At 71.2% G+C, this 17,759-nt stretch carries 12 protein-coding genes; 3 read left to right on the forward strand and 9 right to left on the reverse strand.

Features of this window, described 5'->3' with window-relative positions:
• Positions 1–3 precede the first annotated feature (3 nt).
• The 7 genes from ACFVS6_RS29460 to nirB all read right to left on the reverse strand — a co-directional run bounded on the left by ACFVS6_RS29460 (position 4) and on the right by nirB (position 12,747).
• A complete protein-coding gene (locus ACFVS6_RS29460) occupies positions 4–2,322 on the reverse strand; it encodes a molybdopterin oxidoreductase family protein (protein ID WP_389708531.1) in 2,319 nt (772 codons plus the stop codon).
• Positions 2,319–3,419, reverse strand: a complete 1,101-nt coding sequence (locus tag ACFVS6_RS29465; RefSeq protein ID WP_389708533.1) for an MFS transporter — start codon at positions 3,417–3,419, stop codon at positions 2,319–2,321. The genes ACFVS6_RS29460 and ACFVS6_RS29465 overlap by 4 nt, the downstream gene beginning before the upstream one ends.
• A gap of 91 nt (positions 3,420–3,510) precedes the next feature.
• On the reverse strand, positions 3,511–4,359 hold the full coding sequence (pflA, locus tag ACFVS6_RS29470) for a pyruvate formate-lyase-activating protein (RefSeq protein WP_389708535.1): 849 nt from the start codon (positions 4,357–4,359) through the stop codon (positions 3,511–3,513).
• 109 nt (positions 4,360–4,468) lie between these two features.
• Positions 4,469–6,739, reverse strand: coding sequence for a formate C-acetyltransferase (pflB, locus tag ACFVS6_RS29475; protein WP_389708537.1), 2,271 nt, complete (start codon positions 6,737–6,739; stop codon positions 4,469–4,471).
• Positions 6,740–6,957: 218 nt separating this feature from the next.
• Positions 6,958–8,268, reverse strand: coding sequence for an anaerobic C4-dicarboxylate transporter family protein (locus ACFVS6_RS29480; protein WP_389708570.1), 1,311 nt, complete (start codon positions 8,266–8,268; stop codon positions 6,958–6,960).
• A 171-nt stretch (positions 8,269–8,439) separates the two neighbouring features.
• The gene (locus tag ACFVS6_RS29485; protein ID WP_389708539.1) at positions 8,440–9,846 is read right to left on the reverse strand and encodes a NarK family nitrate/nitrite MFS transporter; all 1,407 of its coding nucleotides are present in this window, start codon (positions 9,844–9,846) and stop codon (positions 8,440–8,442) included.
• A 132-nt stretch (positions 9,847–9,978) separates the two neighbouring features.
• Entirely contained in the window at positions 9,979–12,747 is a 2,769-nt protein-coding gene (gene nirB / locus ACFVS6_RS29490; RefSeq protein ID WP_389708540.1) for a nitrite reductase large subunit NirB, read from the reverse strand.
• Between the two features lie 236 nt (positions 12,748–12,983).
• Between nirB and ACFVS6_RS29495 the strand changes: the two genes are divergently transcribed.
• The 3 genes from ACFVS6_RS29495 (at position 12,984) to ACFVS6_RS29505 (ending at position 16,243) form a co-directional block, all read left to right on the forward strand.
• A complete protein-coding gene (locus ACFVS6_RS29495) occupies positions 12,984–13,715 on the forward strand; it encodes a sirohydrochlorin chelatase (protein ID WP_389708541.1) in 732 nt (243 codons plus the stop codon).
• Positions 13,716–13,743: 28 nt separating this feature from the next.
• The gene (locus ACFVS6_RS29500; RefSeq protein WP_389708543.1) at positions 13,744–14,910 is read left to right on the forward strand and encodes a low temperature requirement protein A; all 1,167 of its coding nucleotides are present in this window, start codon (positions 13,744–13,746) and stop codon (positions 14,908–14,910) included.
• Positions 14,911–14,989: 79 nt separating this feature from the next.
• A complete protein-coding gene (locus ACFVS6_RS29505) occupies positions 14,990–16,243 on the forward strand; it encodes a cytochrome P450 (RefSeq protein ID WP_389708544.1) in 1,254 nt (417 codons plus the stop codon).
• Positions 16,244–16,489: 246 nt separating this feature from the next.
• Here the strand turns inward: ACFVS6_RS29505 and ACFVS6_RS29510 are convergent, their stop codons facing one another.
• Positions 16,490–16,984 (reverse strand): DUF5949 family protein, encoded by a 495-nt coding sequence (locus ACFVS6_RS29510; RefSeq protein ID WP_389708546.1) that lies wholly within the window; start codon positions 16,982–16,984, stop codon positions 16,490–16,492.
• Positions 16,985–17,041: 57 nt separating this feature from the next.
• A complete protein-coding gene (locus ACFVS6_RS29515; protein ID WP_389708548.1) occupies positions 17,042–17,656 on the reverse strand; it encodes a hypothetical protein in 615 nt (204 codons plus the stop codon).
• Between the last annotated feature and the right edge of the window lie 103 nt (positions 17,657–17,759).

Consider the following 17,759-nt stretch of genomic DNA (forward strand, 5'->3'; position numbering starts at 1 on the left):
GCGTCAGCTCCTCTCGGACGTACCACGGCCCTGCGGGGACGTGGGCGGCAAGGGATCGGTGCGGGAGACCTGGGTCTCCGGATACGCCTCGTGGCCGGGGGCCGTGGGCGGCGCGGGCACCTCGTCGATCCGCTCGGCGGACTCGATGCGGGCGGCGCACACCTTGTACTCGGGGATCTTGGAGCGGGGGTCGAGGGCGTCGATGGTCAGGGCGTTCGCGGCCGTCGGGACGGGCCAGTGGTAGGGAATGAACACCGTGTCGGGGCGGATGGCCTCCGTGACCAGCGCCGGGAAGACCTCGCTGCCGCGCCGGGTGACGACCCTGACCGGGTCGCCGTTGCGGAAACCGTGCGAGGGGTGGACCTCCACCCAGGGCCGCGGTGTCTGTTCCACGAGGGCGCCCAGGCGGCGCGTCTGGTTCCCGGACAGGAAGTGCGCGACGGTGCGTCCGGTGGTGAGGGAGAGCGGGTACTCCTCGGTGTACGGGTCCATCGGCGCGTGCCACTCGACGACCTGGAGGTGGACCTTGCCGTCGGGGTGGTAGGTCTTGCCGCCCTCGAACAGCCGCGGGGTGCCCGGGTGGTCGGTGGACGGGCACGGCCACACGATGCCGCCGGTCTCCTCCAGGCGTTCGTAGGTGATGCCGTAGTAGTCGTTGACGGTGCCGGCGGAGGCGACGCGCAGCTCCTCGAACACCTCGCGCGAGCCTGCGAAGTCGAACTTGTCGCCGACGCCGAGGCGGCGGGCGAGTTCGCACATCACCCAGGTGTCGGTGCGCACCCCTGCGGGCGGCTCCTGCGCCTTGTTGTGCTTGACGACGCGGGCCTCGGTGTTGGCCATGACGCCCTCGTCCTCGGCCCACACGGTGACGGGGAAGACGACGTGGGCGTTGGTGGCGGTCTCGGAGAGGAAGAAGTCGAACTGGGCATGGAATTCGAGGGTGTCGTAACCGTTCTTGACCGCGCCGTAGTTGGGCAGGGACACGAACGGGTTGTTGCAGATGCCGATGAGGCCGCGGATCTCCTGGCGTTGCATCTGCCAGACCATTTCCATCATGGAGGTTCCGGCGAGCGGCAGTTCGGACTCCTCGATGCCCCAGATCCGGCAGATCTGGCGGCGGTGCTCCTCGTTCATGATGGAGCGCCCGCCGGGCAGCAGGTCCGACTTCTGGCCGTGTTCCCGGCCGCCCTGCCCGTTGCCCTGCCCGGTGATGGTTCCGTAGCCCGCTCCGGGCTTGCCCAGGTTCCCGGTGGCGACGCACAGGTTGATGATCGACAGGCAGTTCTCGACGCCCTGCGAGTGGTGCTCGACGCCCCGGGCGTGGAAGGCCATGGCGTTGCCCGCCCGGCCGAACGTCCGGGCCACCTGGACGATCTGCTCCTCGGGGATCCCGCAGATCGCGGCCGCCCGGGCGGGCGGGTAGTCCTGGACGTTCTCGCGGACCTCCTCCCAGCCGGTGGTGTGGGCGGCGAGGTAGCCCTCGTCGGTCAGTCCCTCGGCGACGATCACGTGCAGGACCGCGTTGAAGAAGGCCGAGTCCGTGCCGGGCTTGAGGGCGACGTGGATGTCGGCGGTGCGGGCGATGGCGGTCTCGCGGGGATCGACGACGATCAGCGAGGCGCCCCGGTCCCGGGCTCCCCACACGTACTGGGTCATCACGGGGAAGCACTCCCCCACGTTGGACCCGGCGATCAGGAGGCAGTCGGTGAGGAGGATGTCCGAGAAGGGGTTCCCGGCCCGGTCGATGCCGAACGCGAGCTTGTTGGCGCCGGCCGCGCTGACCATGCAGAGCCGGCCGTTGTAGTCCACGTGCCGGGTCTTGAGGGCGACCCGTCCGAACTTGCCGACGAGGTAGGTCTTCTCGGAGTACAGGCTGGCCCCGCCGAGCAGCCCGAAGGCGTCGTTGCCGTGCTCGCCCTGGATGCGCCTGACCTCGGAGACGGTGAAGTCGAGCGCCTCGTCCCAGGAGCACTCGCGGAACTCCTCGTCCCGGGAGCGGCGCATCAGCGGGGCCGTCAGCCGGTCGGGGTGGTTGACCTGCTGGTAGGCGTTGATGCCCTTGGGGCACAGCCGCATCCGGTTGATGTCGTGGTTGCGGGGCTCGACGCCGAAGACCTTGCCGCCCTTGTCCACGCGCAGGTACATCCCGCACTGGACGCCGCAGAAGCAGCAGTGGGTGGGGACGAGCGTCTCGCCGTTCTGGTCGGCGTGCCACTGGTCCGCGGGGATCCCCCCGGCGTCGCGGAAGTTGCGGGTGCCGGGCGGGGCGATGGACGGGTCGAGGGGCAGCGGGGCCGTCTTGGCCGGTTCCGTCGCGGTCACTTGAAGCCCTTCTTGACGTGGGTCAGGTAGGCGTTGCCGCGCAGCACCCGCTTGCAGCGCGGGCAGTACTCGGCCCAGGCGTCGAAGTCGAGCTTCAGGTCCTTCATCGTGCCGCGCAGGTTCTCCACGTACGGGGCGGTGTCGACGGGCTCCCCGCAGCGCTTGCAGGCGAAGACCTGCTCGTCCTGTCGGGCCGTGTACTTGAAGAGCTGCATGCCGACCGCGGCGGGCCGCTGGACGATGTGGAAGAACTTCCCGAAGGGGATGTAGATGAGGGTGAAGACCACCGACACCATGTGCAGGATCGCGAGGAACTCGTAGCCGCCGCCGTGCAGGAAGATCGACGAGAAGGTCAGCAGCAGCCCGGTCACCGAGATGACGATCAGGCAGATGAGCGGCAACAGGTCGTAGGCGAAGCGCTGCCCGGTGATGGCGCCGCGGTCCTTCATCCGGCGCCACAGGAAGTAGGAGGCTCCGGGGATGACGAGGACGGCTGCGATGTCGAGGCCGTGGAACATGAGCCAGCCCAGGATGCTCAGCGAGTCGAAGCCCAGGACCTTGAACCCCCAGATCCGCATCGCGTAGCCGGGGCCCGCGCCGCTGTCCGAGGTGAAGGTGAACCAGCCCCAGGTGAGCGGGAAGGTGATCGCGGCGGCCAGCAGGCAGCCCCAGAAGATCAGCTGGTGGGCGGCCCAGCGGCCGCGCGAGCGGGCGCCGAGGAACTTCTGGAAGCCGAGGTAGGTGGCGATCATCCTCGGCAGGGCCGTGGGCGCCTTCTTGAAGTTGGCCACCGAGAAGAAGCTTCCGAAGCCCCGTTTGAAGAGGCGGCGCGCGCCGGGTGCCGAGACCCACACCGTGTAGCGGTAGGCCACGCCGAAGGCCAGGAAGACGGTCGCGACGGCGTACGGCAGCAGGGCGGAGTCGAAGTCCCGTAGGAGCCTGCTGCCGAGCACGATCGCGGCGATGAGCAACAGGGACACGACGACGCCCGCCAGGGTGGCCCGTGCGGTGACGGACCGGCCGGCGGGCGGCGGGGTGCCGGGCACCCCGGGCGGAGGTGGCGGGGCATCGGCGAGGACTTCTGTGGGCTCGGACACAGCCACCACGCTAGGTGGTTCGTACCGATTCAGCCTCTTGTGTCCGTTGTTCGGTTGGGCCGAACGGGGTCGTCCGGGCCGTCGGGCCGGGTCAGACGGCCGTCAGGCCGCGCGCGGCGAAGACCGCCTTCGCCGCGGCGACCTGCTCGGCGTCGGGCGAGGGGGTGTCGTGCAGGGTGAACGGCATCCCCAGGGCCTCCCACTTGCTCTCGCCGAGCTTGTGGAAGGGCAGGACGTCGACCCGCGAGACGTTGCCGAGCGTGGCGGCGAAGTCGGCGACGCCCTCCACGTTCTCCCGCGCGTCGGTGAGCCCGGGAACGAGGACGAACCGCAGGTGCACCTCCTTGCCCAGGTCGGCGAGGCGCCGGGCGAAGTCCAGGGTGGGCTCCAGCGGGCGGCCGGTGACCTTCCGGTAGGTGACGCGGTCCCAGGACTTGATGTCGAGCAGGACGAGGTCCACGTCGCGCAGCAGGGCGTCCGTGGCGCGCGTGCCGAGGAAGCCGGAGGTGTCCAGGGCGGTGTGCAGGCCGAGGTCGTTCTTCATCCGGTGCAGCAGCTCGCCCGCGAAGACGGGCTGCAGGAGGGGTTCGCCGCCGGAGACGGTGGCGCCGCCGCCCGAGGCGGAGATGAACCGGGTGTACTTGCGGGCCTCGGCGATGACCTCGTCGGCCGAGGTGCGCTTGCCGTTGCGCATCCGCATGGTGTCGGGGTTGTGGCAGTACAGGCAGCTCAGCGGGCAGCCCGCGAGGAACGTGACGAAGCGCGTCCCGGGGCCGTCGACGCCGGTGGACAGGTCCCAGGAGTGCACCGAGCCCTCGCTCGGTCGCCGCGTCGCGGCGGCGGCGGGGGTCCGGCCGTCCCCGGCGGCCGGGGCGGTGGCGGCCCGCGGCGTGGCGTTGGCCTGGCCGACGGGGATGCTCGTACCGAAGAGGACGGTCATGGCAGGTGCTCCAGAGTGAGCCGGTGTCCGTGGGGGTCGAATGGAACGCGCGGTCCCGGGGCCGGGGTGAGGGTGAGGGACCGGTCCCGGGCCGCGCGGTACGGGGGCTCTACAGGGAGCCGTGGAAGGTGCGGTTCAGCACGTCGAGCTGCTGGTCCCGCGTGAGCCGGACGAAGTTCACCGCGTACCCGCTGACGCGGATGGTCAGCTGCGGGTAGTTCTCCGGGTGCTCCATGGCGTCCATGAGCGTGTCGCGGTTGAGCACGTTCACGTTCATGTGGAAGCCGTCGCTGGCCATGTAGCCGTCGAGGACGCCCGCCAGGTTCTTGATCCGCTCCTCGGGGGTGCGGCCGAGGCCGTCGGGGGTGACGGTGTTGGTCAGCGAGATGCCGTCCTCGGCGTCCCCGTAGGGGAGCTTGGCGACGGACAGCGCCGAGGTGACGTAGCCGTGGGTGTCGCGGCCGTTCATCGGGTTGGCGCCCGGGGAGAAGGGCTCGCCCGCGCGGCGACCGTCGGGGGTGTTGCCGGTCTTCTTGCCGTAGACGACGTTGGAGGTGATCGTCAGCACGGACTGGGTGTGCTCGGCGCCCCGGTACGTCTCGTGCTTGCGGACCTTCTTCATGAACTCCTCGACGAGCCAGACGGCGATGTCGTCCACGCGGTCGTCGTTGTTGCCGTAGGCCGGGTAGTCGCCGTCGATGACGTAGTCGGTGGCGAGGCCGGTCTCGTCGCGGACGGCCGTGACCTTGGCGTGCTTGATGGCGGAGAGGGAGTCGGCGGCGACGGACAGCCCGGCGATGCCGCAGGCCATGGTGCGGCGCACGTCGCGGTCGTGGAGGGCCATCTCGATGCGCTCGTAGGCGTACCGGTCGTGCATGTAGTGGATGACGTTCAGGGCGTGGACGTAGGTCGCCGCGAGCCACTCCATCTGCTCGTCGAACTTCGCCATGACCTGGGCGTAGTCCAGCACCTCGGAGGTGAGGGCTCCGGTCTCCGGGCCGACCTGGGCGCCGGACTTCTCGTCGCGGCCGCCGTTGATCGCGTAGAGCAGGGTCTTGGCGAGGTTCACGCGGGCGCCGAAGAACTGCATCTGCTTGCCGACCGGCATCGCCGAGACGCAGCAGGCGATGGCGGTGTCGTCGCCGAAGCGCGGGAGCATCAGCTCGTCGGACTCGTACTGCACCGAGGAGGTGTCGATCGAGACGCGGGCGCAGAACTCCTTGAAGCCCTGGGGCAGCCGGGGGGACCAGAAGACGGTCATGTTCGGCTCGGGGGCCGGGCCGAGGTTGTAGAGGGTCTGGAGGTAGCGGAAGGAGGTCTTCGTGACCAGCGGACGGCCGTCCTCGCCCATGCCGGCGATCGATTCGGTGACCCAGGTGGGGTCGCCGCTGAAGAGCTCGTCGTACTCGGGGGTGCGCAGGAAGCGGACGATGCGGAGCTTGATGATGAAGTCGTCGACCAGCTCCTGCGCCTGCTCCTCGGTGAGGAGGCCCGCCGCGATGTCGCGCTGGAGGTAGACGTCGACGAAGGTCGAGGTGCGGCCCAGGGACATGGCGGCGCCGTTCTGCTCCTTCACGGCGGCCAGGTAGGCGAAGTACAGCCACTGGATGGCCTCGCGGCCGGTGGAGGCGGGACCGGAGATGTCGCACCCGTAGGAGGCGGCCATCGCCTTGAGTTCGGCGAGCGCGCGGATCTGCTCGGAGAGTTCCTCGCGCAGGCGGATCGTCTCCTCCAGCGAACGGGGGCCCGCGGGAAGGGCGTTGAGCTCCTCCTTCTCCTCCTTCTTGAAGGCGATGAGGCGGTCGACGCCGTAGAGGGCCACGCGGCGGTAGTCGCCGATGATGCGGCCGCGGCCGTAGGCGTCGGGGAGGCCCGTGACGATGCCGGCCTTGCGGGCGGCGCGGATCTCGGGGGTGTAGGCGTCGAAGACGCCGGCGTTGTGCGTCTTGCGGTAGTCGGTGAAGACCTTCTCCAGGTCCTCGGAGACCGGGTAGCCGTAGGTCTCCAGGGCGCCGGCGACCATGCGCCAGCCGCCGTACGGCATGATCGCGCGCTTGAGCGGGGCGTCCGTCTGGAGGCCGACGATCAGGTCCTTGTCGCGGTCGATCCAGCCGGGGGCGTGCGCGGTGATCGTCGAGGGGATGTCGTGCGCGACGTCGTAGACGCCCTTCTCGCGCTCCTCGGGGAACTTGTCCGTGATGGCCTTCCACACGGCGGTGGTCCGCTCGGTGGGGCCGGCCAGGAAGGTGTCGTCACCTTCGTACGGCGTGTAGTTCTGCTGGATGAAGTCGCGGACGTCTATGGAGTCGCGCCACAGACCGCCCTTGAAGCCGTCCCAGGCCTCCGCGCTCTTCGTGGTTTCCGCAGGGGTGGCAGTCATGGCCGGCACCTTCTTCAGTCGCCTCGTTGCTTGCTTCCATTGCACGCCTTTTGATCGATCATTTGGCGCCGCGTTGGTCCCGAGCTGGGGCCCGAAGGTCCCGCCGTTTGCGGCGCCGGACCGCCCGCACCCGTCCTGAGCTGCTGTTTCGATGGGGCCGAAGGTCCGTCGTGCGCTTGTGAATGCATTCACAAGAATCTCGATCCAGGGCCGGAAAGTCAGATGATCCGAACCATGACGAAGCCTGTGGATACCGCGACGCACGTCGTGACCAGCCCCGGCAGCATGAAGGAGTGGTTGACGACGAAGCGGCCTACACGGGTGGTGCCGGTCCGGTCGAAGTTGATCGCGGCGATGAAGGTCCCGTAGGTCGGCAGCAGGAAATAGCCGTTCACCGCGGGCCACATGGCGATCAGGAGGGGGGCCGGGATGCCGAGCGCGAGTCCCAGCGGCATCAGGGCCTTGGTGGTGGTGGCCTGGCTGAAGAGCAGGGCGGAGAGGAGCAGCAGCATGACCGCGAAGAACCAGGGGTGGGTCCGCGCGACACCGCCGAGGGCGCCGGTGATCCGGGCCTCGTTCGCCCCGATGAAGGAGAGCCCGAGCCAGGACAGGCCGAAGACCCCGATGACGGCCACCATGCCGGAGCGCGCCACGTCGGTCCCCGGGATCCGTTTCGCGTCGACCCGGCAGCACAGCAGGATCAGCGCGGCCACGGCCATCATGAGGATCTCGATGGTGGCCGGCATGGACAGCGGCCCCTTGCCGACCACGGGGCGCAGGCCCGGGAACAGCCCGCTGAGCACCACGGCCACGGTCCCGCCGAGGAAGAGGTACGCGGACCAGCGCGCCCGCGGTCGCGGCGGCGGCCGGGACCCGTCCGGGGCGGGGGCAGGGGGCTCGATCTCGCCCGCGGCCAACCGGCGCAGGTACTCGGGGTCCTGGTGGAGCTCCCGACCGACGCGGGACTGCACGACGGCCGCGACGAGGACGCCGAGCAGGGTCGCCGGGACGGCCACGGCCATGATGCGGGGCAGGTTCCAGCCGTCGCCGTCGAACATCACGATCATGGCGGCCATGGCGGCGGAGACGGGGGACGCGGTGATCCCGAAGGTGGCGGCGATCGACGACACGGCGATGGGGCGCTCGGGGCGCACTCCGCCCTCCCGGGCCACGTCGTGGATGACGGGGAGCAGGGGGTAGAAGACATGAGCCGTACCGGCCCCGAGGGTGAAGGCCCAGGACACCAGGGGTGCGACGATCACGACCCGGCGGGGGTTGCGCCGGATCGCGCGCTCGGCCCGGCCGACCAGGAAGTCGATGCCTCCGGCGGCTTCCATCGCGGAGGCCGCCATGATCACCGCGAGGATGATCAGCATCACGTCGACGATGCCGGAGGTGTCGGCGGGCGCCACCCCGAAGACGGTGGCCAGGACGAACACCCCGACGGCCCCCCACAGACCCATGGCCACCCCGCCCTTGCGGGAGCCGAGCCAGATGGCCGCCACCATCACGGCGAGCTGGAGGAACATGCCGAGCACGATCGGGCCCTTCGTCGGCGGGGAGCGGTGGGTGCGCGGGGAGCGGTGGGACCCGGGACGCCGACCGGCCCGCGGCAGCGCCGGGAGGTACCGGCCGGCCGCGGGCCGGGTGTCGGGGCCGGCCGCAAGGGTCGGCGAGGTGCGGTACCGGGCGGAGCGGACCTAGCTGGGGGCTTCCGCGCCCTTGCGGGCGTAGAACCACCAGGCGACGACCACGCAGCTGGCGTAGAAGGCCACGAAGCCCCACATCGCGCTGGTGACCGCGAAGTTCGCGAACATCGCCGGGATGAAGAAGAAGCCGTAGGCCGCGATGGCGGCGGTGAAGCCGGTCACCGCTCCCGACTCGATCTCCGCCTGCTTGAGCGCCGTCGCGTACTGCGGGGTGCCCTCCGTGAGGCCCTTCAGGTGCTGGCTGCGGAAGATGACCGGGATCTGGCGGAAGGTCGAGCCGTTGCCGATGCCCGAGAAGAAGAAGGCGGCCAGGAAGCAGAAGAAGAAGCCGTAGAAGGAGCCCTGGTCGGAGCCGGCGGGCAGGAAGGTGATCACGCCGATGATCGAGACGGCCATGCCGACGAAGGACAGGATCGTGACCCGGGCGCCGCCCAGCTTGTCGGCGATCCAGCCGCCCGCCCAGCGCGCCAGTGCGCCGAGGGCCGGGCCCATCCAGGCGTAGGTGGCCACGGAGTAGTCGGGGAAGGTGGTCTTGATGAGCAGCGGCAGGGCGGCGGCGAAGCCGATGAAGGAGCCGAAGGTGCCGACGTAGAGCCAGGTCATCAGCCAGTTGTGCTTGCGCTTGAAGATGACCTTCTGCTGGCTGAAGGGGGTGGAGGCGACCTTCAGGTCGTTCTGTCCGAACCAGGCGATCGCGGCGAGGACGATCAGGACCGGGACCCATACGAAGGCCGCGTTCTGGAGGTATATCTCCGACCCGTCGGCCTTCTTCTGGCCCGCGCCGATCGCGAGCACGGAGGTGGTGATCAGGATGGGCGTCAGCAGTTGGACCACGGAGACGCCCAGGTTGCCGAGACCGCCGTTGATGCCGGTCGCGTTGCCCTTCTCCTGCTTCGGGTAGAAGAAGCCGATGTTGGCCAGCGAGGAGGAGAAGTTGGCTCCGCCGATGCCGCAGAGCGCGGCGATCGCGACCATCGTGGTGTAGGAGGTGTTGGGGTCCTGCACCGCGAAGCCGAGCCACAGCAGCGGCACGATCAGGACCACCGTGGAGAGCGCCGTGAAGCGGCGCTGCCCGATCATGGGGCCGAGGAACGTGTAGAAGATGCGGGCGGTACCGCCGGTGATGCCGGGTACCGCGGTCAACCAGAACAGCTGCGACTGGGAGAAGCCGAAACCGACGTCCTTCAGGTTCGTCGCGGTGATGCTCCAGACCTGCCACACCACGAAGGCGACCAGCAGCGCCGGCACGGCGATCCACAGGTTGCGGGTCGCGACCTTCTTGCCGGTGGTGCGCCAGAAGGTCGGATCCTCCGGCGTCCATTCGGTGATGGTGCGGCCGGGGCGGTACTGCGCCGGATCGGCCAGCACCTCTGGCACTTGCTGCGTGGCGGTACTCATCGCGTGATCCTGAACGTCGAGAAGGGTCCTGACCTATCCAGGTTCCGCTCGCACCGCCGTCCCGCGTCAGGGGCGAACGTCGTGTGGGCGACAGGACAAGGTCCTGTCGCCCACACGACGTTCGGCGGCGGATCAGCTGAGGGCGATCACCGGGAGGGACACCCGCGGGTCGTCCAGGCAGACGCCGGTGCGCAGGTCGAAGACCTGCTTGTGCATCGGCGACGTCACCACCGGGACCCCGTCCCGGGAGCCCATGATGCCGTCGGAGATCACGTCGGCGCCGGAGAAGGGGTCCCGGTTCCCGACCGCGTACACCGCCCCGTCGCGGTCCTTGAAGACGGCCGCCTCGGTGCCGTCCGCGAGCCGCACCGAGCGCCCGCGGCCCGGCTCCAGTGCGCCCGCGGCCGCCCCGCCCGGGGCCACCGCCCCCGGATCCACCGGGCCGAAGCGCTCCAGTGCCCGCGGGTCCTCCAGGACCGCCTGCCACTCGTCCTCGTACGCCGCGACGTGCCGCTCCATCTGCTCCTGGAGCTCGGCGCAGATCCCCAGCGAGTCCTCGATCAGGACGGCCTTCAGGTGCTCCGTGCCGCCCTCGATCCGCTCGATCCAGGTGGCCGTCCGCTCCAGCCGTTCGCCGGTCCGGACGTAGTACATGAGGAACCGGTCGATCAGCTCGAAGAGGGCGTCCGTCGTCAGGTCGGAGGCCAGCAGGTCGGCGTGGCGGGGGTTGGCCCCGCCGTTGCCGCCGACGTACAGGTTCCAGCCGTTGGCGGTGGCGATGACGCCGATGTCCTTGCCCCGGGCCTCCGCGCACTCCCGCAGGCAGCCCGAGACGCCGCCCTTGAACTTGTGCGGGGTGCGCAGGCCGCGATAGCGCAGCTCCAGGTCGATGGCGAGCTGGATCGAGTCGCCCTGTCCGAAGCGGCAGAAGCGGGCGCCGACGCAGGACTTCACCGCGCGCAGGGACTTCCCGTAGGCCTGACCGGATTCGAAGCCGGCTCCGCCGAGGCGCCGCCAGATGTCGGGGAGTTGTTCCTTGCGGACCCCGAACAGGCCGATCCGCTGCGCGCCGGTGATCTTCGTGTAGAGCCCGTAGTCGCGGGCCACCTCGCCCAGCGCGATCACCTGCTCGGGGGTGATCTCGCCGCCCGCGACGCGCGGGACGACGGAGTAGCTGCCGTCCTTCTGGAGGTTGGCGAGGAAGAGGTCGTTGGTGTCCTGCAGCGCCGCCTGCTCGCCGCGCAGGATGTGGCCGATGCCGAGGTCGGGGGCGAGGGTGCCCAGCACGTTGCCGACGACCGGCTTGCAGACGGCGCAGCCCTCGCCGCCCTGCCCGTAGGCCTCCAGCAGCTCGCTGAAACCGCGGATGCGTTCGGTGCGGACCTTCTCGTAGATCTCGGCCCGGGTGAGGGCGAAGTGTTCGCACAGTCCGCGGGGCTTCTCGACTCCTCGCGCCGACAGTTCGGCGTCCAGGACGGCTTGGAGGGTCCCGAGGCAGCCACCGCAACCGGTACCGGCCTTGGTGCACTTCTTGATCCCGCCGACGTCGGTGAGGGATTCGGCGGTGACGGCGGTGCGGACCTGCCCCTTGGTGACGTTGTGGCAGGAGCACACCACCGCGTCGTCGGGCAGTGCGTCGGCTCCCGGCGGCGCGATCCCCTCCGTGGCCGGGAGGAGGAAGGCTTCGGGCGGCGCGGGCAGTTGGCGGCCGGCGTGCGGCTTCAGCGAGCCGTAGGCCCGCGCGTCGCCGACCAGGATCCCGCCGAGGAGGGCGCCGTCCGGGCCGAGGAGCAGTTTCTTGTAGACGCCCTCGCGGGTGTCGGAGAAGACCACGGACACCGCCCCGTCGCGTCCTTCGGGTGCGAAGGGGTCGCCGAAGGAGGCAACGTCGGCGCCCATCAGCTTCAGCTTGGTGGAGGTGTCGGCACCGGTGAAGGTCAGTTCGCCCGCGCCCGCGAGGGCCTCGGCGACCGTTTCCGCCATCTGGTAGCCGGGGGCCACCAGCCCGTACACCTTGCCGTCCACCGTCTGCGCGCATTCACCGACCGCGTAGACGAAGGGATCGCTGGTGCGGCAGTGGGCGTCCACGACGACGCCGCCGCGGTCGCCGACGGCCAGCCCGCACTCGCGTGCCAGCCGGTCGCGGGGGCGCACCCCGGCCGAGAAGACCACGACCTCGGAGCTGATCTCCTGGCCGTCGGTCAGGCGCAGCGCGCGGGCCCGGCCGTCGGCGCCGACCCGGACGGCGGCCGCGCCGACACCGGTGTGCACGGCCACGCCCATCGATTCGATGGTGGCGCGCAGGGCGGCGGCGCCGCCGTCGTCCACCTGGAGGGGCATCAGCCGGGGCGCGAACTCCACGACGTGCGTGGTCAGTCCGAGGGTGCGCAGCGCTCCCGCGGCCTCCAGGCCGAGCAGTCCGCCGCCGATGACCACGCCGCTGCGGGCGTCGCCCGCGTAGTCGGTCAGGGCCCGGACGTCGTCGAGGGTTCGGTAGGTGAAGCAGCCTTCCGCTCCGGCGCCCTCGATGGGCGGCACGAAGGGGTAGGAGCCGGTCGCCAGTACCAGCGCGTCGTAGTGGTGGACGGCGCCGGAGCTGCTGGTGACGGTGCGGGCGGCGGTGTCGATCAGTTCGGCCGGGTCCCCGAGCCGCAGGTCGATCCCGTGCCGGTCCAGGAAGCCGGGCGTGAGCAGCGACAGGTCCTCGCCGGTGGAGCCGGTGAAGGCGGCGGACAGGTGCACCCGGTCGTAGGCGGGCACGCGCTCCTCGGCGAGGACGGTCACCCGCCAGCCCGCGGCGTCCGGCCGGGCCGGGTCCGCGAGCGCGTCACGCTCGGCGAGTGCCTCCAGCAGGCGGTGTCCCACCATGCCGTGGCCGATGACGAGCAGTGTCTGCGCCATGGGTCTCACTCCGTGTGCGAGGGATGCGTGCGGGTGGCTTCCCCGCTTCTCGACGGTAGGTCGCTCCCGAGGTCCCGGGCGCCCGAAAAGGGCCCGTCGGGGCGGGGACACGGGCCCGTTCCGGTCGGGACCTGCGACCTGCGGGGAGGGCCGTTGGGCCGGCTCCGTCCGGCCGGCCGGGCGCTTAGCGTGGAGTGCGCAACGGGGGGCCGATCAGGGATTTCGGGAGGTACCGGATGCTGGTGCTCGCCGTGCACGGCAGTGCGGACCCGGCCGCCGCCAAGGCGGTGCGCCGCCTCGCGGTCTCCGTGGAGGCGCTCGGCGGGATCCGCCCGCTCGTGGGTCACCTGGACATGCAGCGCCCCTCCCTCGCCGAGGTCGCCCGGGAGCATCCGGGGTCGGTGGTCGTCCCCCTGCTGCTGGGCGACGGCTACCACCTGCGCGTGGACATACCCGCGGTACTGGAGGGCACCGGCTGCCGTCCCACGCGGGGTCTCGGTGGTGAGCCGGCCGTCGCGACGGCCCTGTACGGGCGGCTCCGCGAGGCCGAGCGCCGGCAGGGCCCCCGCGCCCGTGCCGACGCGGTCCTCGTGGCCGGCGCGGGCTCCTCCCGACCCGGCGGCAACGAGGGCACGACGGCGGCCGCGGCCCGGCTCTCGAAGTTGCTGGCGGCCGACCGCGGGCCCGGCCGCGTCCCGGTGGTCCCCGCGTACCTGACCTCGGCCGGTCCCACCGTCCCCGAGGCGCTCGCCGCCCTCCGGGAGGCCGGGCACCGCCGGATCGCGGTCGCCGCGCACCTGCTGGCTCCGGGCCGGTTCACCCGGACCCTGGCCGGCGCCGGGGCCTGGACGGTCACCGACCCGCTGGCCGACCATCCACGGATCGCCCGCCTGGTCCTGGACCGGTACGAGTCGCAGGAGTCCGCCCGGGGTACCCGCGTCCCGCGGGCCGCGCGCCTCGCCTGCTAGCCGGCCCGGCTTTGCTGTCCTGGGCGGTATGACGTACGTACCGATGACCGCCCGCAGCCGCCACGAGGACCATCGGGCGGCGACCCCGCTGGAACTGTTCTTCGACCTCTGTTTCGTCGTCGCGATCGCCCAGGCCGGGGCGCGCCTGGTGCACTCCCTCGCGGAGGGGCACCCGGGGGCCGGCGTGGTCGGTTACTTCTTCGTCTTCTTCGGCGTGTGGTGGGCGTGGATGAACTTCACGTGGTTCGCCTCGGCCTACGACTGCGACGACGTGCCGTACCGGGTCGCGACCCTCGTCCAGATCGCCGGTGTCCTCGTCTACGCGGCGGGCGTGAGCCGCGCCTTCGACAACAACGACTGGGTCGTGGCCGTCATCGGCTACCTCATCATGCGCGTGGCGCTCACCGCGCAGTGGTTGCGCGCGGCGGCCGGTGAGACCGGTCCGGCCCGCAGGGCCGCGCTCACCTACGCGGCGGGACTGGTGGTGTGCCAGGCGGGCTGGGTGGCCCTGCTGTTCGCCCCGGCGGACTCCCGGCGCTGGCTGTTCCTGGTGCTGGTGGTGGCCGAGTTGTTCGTCCCGGTGGTGGCCGAGCGGGGGCACCAGACTCCCTGGCACGCCCACCACATCGCGGAGCGGTACGGCCTGTTCACGATCATCGTGCTCGGCGAGACGATCGCCGCCAGCACCGTGGCCGTGAAGTCGGCGCTCGACGAGCACGAGGCCCTGGGCGAGCTGCTGCCCATCGCCGCGGGCGGGCTGCTGATCGTCTTCGCCGCGTGGTGGATCTACTTCGCGGTCCCGATGCACACCCGGCTGACCTCCAACCGCGACGCCATCCCGTGGGGCTACGGGCACCTGCTGGTCTTCCTCTCGGGCGCGGCGATCGGCGCGGGCATCGAGGTCGCGGTGGAGCACGCGGTCGGCAAGGCGCACATCTCGCAGGTGGCCGCCAACGCCGCCGTCACGGTCCCGTCGGCGTTGTTCCTGCTGATGGTGTGGCTGCTGCACTCGCGGTACTTCAAGCGCGGCGCCGCCCAGCAGCTGGTGCTCCCGCTGTCCGCCGCGGCGCTCGTCGCCTGCACCTGGACGGGTCCGTACGCGGTCCTGTACGCGGGCCTGATCGCGACGCTGACGGTCGCGGTCGGTCAGACCCTGTCGGTCCGCGGTCCGGGGGTCCGTACCGCGGCCGGGTGAACGGCGCGGCACCCGTCACCCCCGTGCCCCCGGACCCGTTCAGCAGCTCAGCGGAACGGCTACAGGAAGGGACGGGCCCATGACACTGCCCCCACAACGGCACGCAGGCGCTGCCGACCCCGGCGGGGAGCTCGCCGACCCGGGGTTCTGGCAGCTCCCCCCGGACCGGCGGCTGGCGGCCTTCGCCCGCCTGCGCGCCCTGGACGCGCCGGTGTTCGTCCCCGAGGGGGCGGGCCACTGGGCCCTGGTGCGGCACGCCGACGTGCAGGAGGCCAGCCGGCTGCCGAAGGTGTTCGCCAGCGCGCCCGGCGTCACGACGCCGGAGCCGGCCCGCTGGGTGCGCGCCCTGTTCGGGGACTCGATGGTCAACCTGGACGGCCCGGACCACGCGCAGTTGCGCAAGATCGTGCAGCGGGCGTTCACTCCCCGGCTGCTCGCGGCGGCGGAGGAGGACATCCACGCGGTGGCGGCCCGCATCGTGGACGACGTACTGGCCGAGGAGCCGGACGAGTTCGTCTCGGCGGTGGCCTCCCGGCTCCCGCTGGAGGTCATCTGCAACATGATGGGGATCCCGGAGCGCTACCGGGCGGAGATCGCCGACCGGGTCAACCACGCCTCGGAGAACATCGGCGTCGAGCGGGGCCTGGCGGCCCGGCTGAGGATGCCGGGGCGCGGGCTGCGGGCGCTGGCGCGGATGCAACGGATGGTCGCCGGCATCGGCCGGGAGCGACGCAGGCATCCCACGGACGACCTGATCTCGGCACTGGTCACGGCGAACGTCGACGGGCAGGCGCTGGGCGCCCGCCAACTGGGCGCGTTCTTCTCCCTGTTGATGGTCGCCGGGGTGGAGACCACCCGCAACGCCATCACCCACGGACTCACCCTGCTCACCGACTTCCCCGAGCAACGGGACCTGCTGCTCTCGGACTTCGAGAAGTACGCGGACGGCGCCGTCGACGAGATGATCCGACACTCGACGCCCATCATCCAGTTCCGCCGGACGGTCGTCGCCGAACACACCCTGGGCGGCAAGCCGTTCCGGCCCGGCGACAAGGTGGTGCTGTACTACGCATCCGCCAACCGCGACGAGGCCGTCTTCCCGGACCCGGACGCCTTCGACATCGCCCGCTCCCCCAACCCCCACCTGGGGTTCGGCGGCGGCGGACCGCACTTCTGCCTGGGCGCGCACCTGGCCCGGGTGGAGATGAAGGCCCTGTTCCGCGAGCTGCTCACGCGCCCGGTGGGCCTGCGGGCGGTGGGCCTGCCGGATCTGGCCGGGTCCAGCTTCGACAACCGGGTGCGTTCGCTGCGGTTCGCCTTCGACCGCCCCTGACGCACCGGCCGGACGGGCGGGACGCCGGCGGGCGGAACCGGCCGGCGGGACCGGCCACCGGGCAGGCTGGGAGCCCGGCGGCCGGAGCGGGTGGGCGGCGCGCGTCGAACACCGACGCCACCGCCACGGGTCGCGCACCGTCACTTCTGCGGGCCCGCTTCCACGGGCCGGCGCGCGCAGGTCGTCGCCCGGGGCTTCCCTCACGCGCGCGGGCTCCGCGCCCTCACGCGCGCGGGCCCCGCGACGTCACTTCTGCAGGCTCTGCACGGTCACGACGCAGTGGGCGCTGCTCGTCAGCACTTCCTCGTCACCGGCGAACGCCTGCAGGACCTCCGCGGTGACGGGCTTGCCGGGAACCGCCTCGGGCCAGGCGCGGGTGGCGAACAGGAAGTACGCCTGCCCGCTCTCCCTGGCGGCGTCCACCCACTCCGGCGGCGCGGTGCAGGTCGCGTTGAGTCCCGGCATGGTCAGCGCGATCTGGTTGTCCGCGAGGAGGACCTTCACGTCGAACTTGTGCGGGTTGCGGGTGCCGTCCATGACCACGTCGCCGATGGGCAGGCCGATCTCCTCCAGCAGCCCGCGGGCGGCCGCCTCGCCTGCCTCCCGGCCCTTGGGGCCGTCGCCCAACGTGTAGGCGAGGAGGTACGGGATGTCGTGCCCCTCGGAGGGGTCGCCGATCCAGGCGAGCACCGAAAGGGTGCCGAGGTGGGACCGGTCGATTTCGGCTTGCGTTGAAGTCATGCGCCGCACCTTAGTGGGCCGTCACCCGACCCTTTCACGGCCTTTCACCCGCCCGGGCTAGACAGCCCAGAAACCCCCTCCGGAATTCGCCTGCATGTTCGCGTCCTGGTACTGGACGCGTACGATCCGCGCGTTTTCCGGAATTTCGAACACGACCCAGCCCTCGGCCCGCTCACCGACCTCCAGCGAATCGAAGACGAGCGGTTTGCCGGTGGTCAGTTCACCGGTGCGCACGACGGGGTGGCGCTTGCCCGCGCTGTCGTGCGCCCACATGCGCCCGAGAGCCCCGTACGAGGCTCCACCGACGTTGACGAACGACATCGAGGCGGCCACCCAGCGCTTCCCGGCGGGCGGTACGAAGTTCGGCTCCACGCTCACCGCCGGGTCGACGTACGCGGCGAGCACCACCTGGAGGTGACGGCCCACCTCGCGCCCCTGCACCCGTACGGAGTCACCCACATGGGCTTCCTTCAGGGCCGCCGCCCTCACCTCCCGCGCGGGCGCGGCCGGGTCTTCGTCGGCGCCGGGCGCTCCGTCGTCCACCGGGACGGCGGGCGCGGCGGCGGGGGCGACCGCGGCCCCCTCGGTGTCGCCGGAGCAGGCGGTGGCGCCGAGCAGCAGGAGCGGGAGCAGGGCGGCGGTGGCGAGTGCGGGGGCGGAAAGGCTGCGCATACGGGATCCCTTCGGGGATCTTCGATCTTCGGGAATTATCGCGGTCAGTCTCACGCGCCCGAGCGGGCATTTGCACACACCGACACGGGCGGAGGGAGCGAGT

The organism is Streptomyces sp. NPDC057939, from assembly GCF_042887545.1.
Lineage (GTDB): Bacteria > Actinomycetota > Actinomycetes > Streptomycetales > Streptomycetaceae > Streptomyces.

Bases quoted from the DNA above. Each gene is read 5' to 3' on its own strand.
- pflA (WP_389708535.1), bottom strand. From the start codon at position 4,359: ATGACCGTCCTCTTCGGTACGAGCATCCCCGTCGGCCAGGCCAACGCC.
- pflB (WP_389708537.1), bottom strand. From the start codon at position 6,739: ATGACTGCCACCCCTGCGGAAACCACGAAGAGCGCGGAGGCCTGGGAC.
- ACFVS6_RS29480 (WP_389708570.1), bottom strand. From the start codon at position 8,268: ATGTTCCTCCAGCTCGCCGTGATGGTGGCGGCCATCTGGCTCGGCTCC.
- ACFVS6_RS29485 (WP_389708539.1), bottom strand. From the start codon at position 9,846: ATGAGTACCGCCACGCAGCAAGTGCCAGAGGTGCTGGCCGATCCGGCG.
- nirB (WP_389708540.1), bottom strand. From the start codon at position 12,747: ATGGCGCAGACACTGCTCGTCATCGGCCACGGCATGGTGGGACACCGC.
- ACFVS6_RS29495 (WP_389708541.1), top strand. From the start codon at position 12,984: ATGCTGGTGCTCGCCGTGCACGGCAGTGCGGACCCGGCCGCCGCCAAG.
- ACFVS6_RS29500 (WP_389708543.1), top strand. From the start codon at position 13,744: ATGACGTACGTACCGATGACCGCCCGCAGCCGCCACGAGGACCATCGG.
- ACFVS6_RS29505 (WP_389708544.1), top strand. From the start codon at position 14,990: ATGACACTGCCCCCACAACGGCACGCAGGCGCTGCCGACCCCGGCGGG.
- ACFVS6_RS29510 (WP_389708546.1), bottom strand. From the start codon at position 16,984: ATGACTTCAACGCAAGCCGAAATCGACCGGTCCCACCTCGGCACCCTT.
- ACFVS6_RS29515 (WP_389708548.1), bottom strand. From the start codon at position 17,656: ATGCGCAGCCTTTCCGCCCCCGCACTCGCCACCGCCGCCCTGCTCCCG.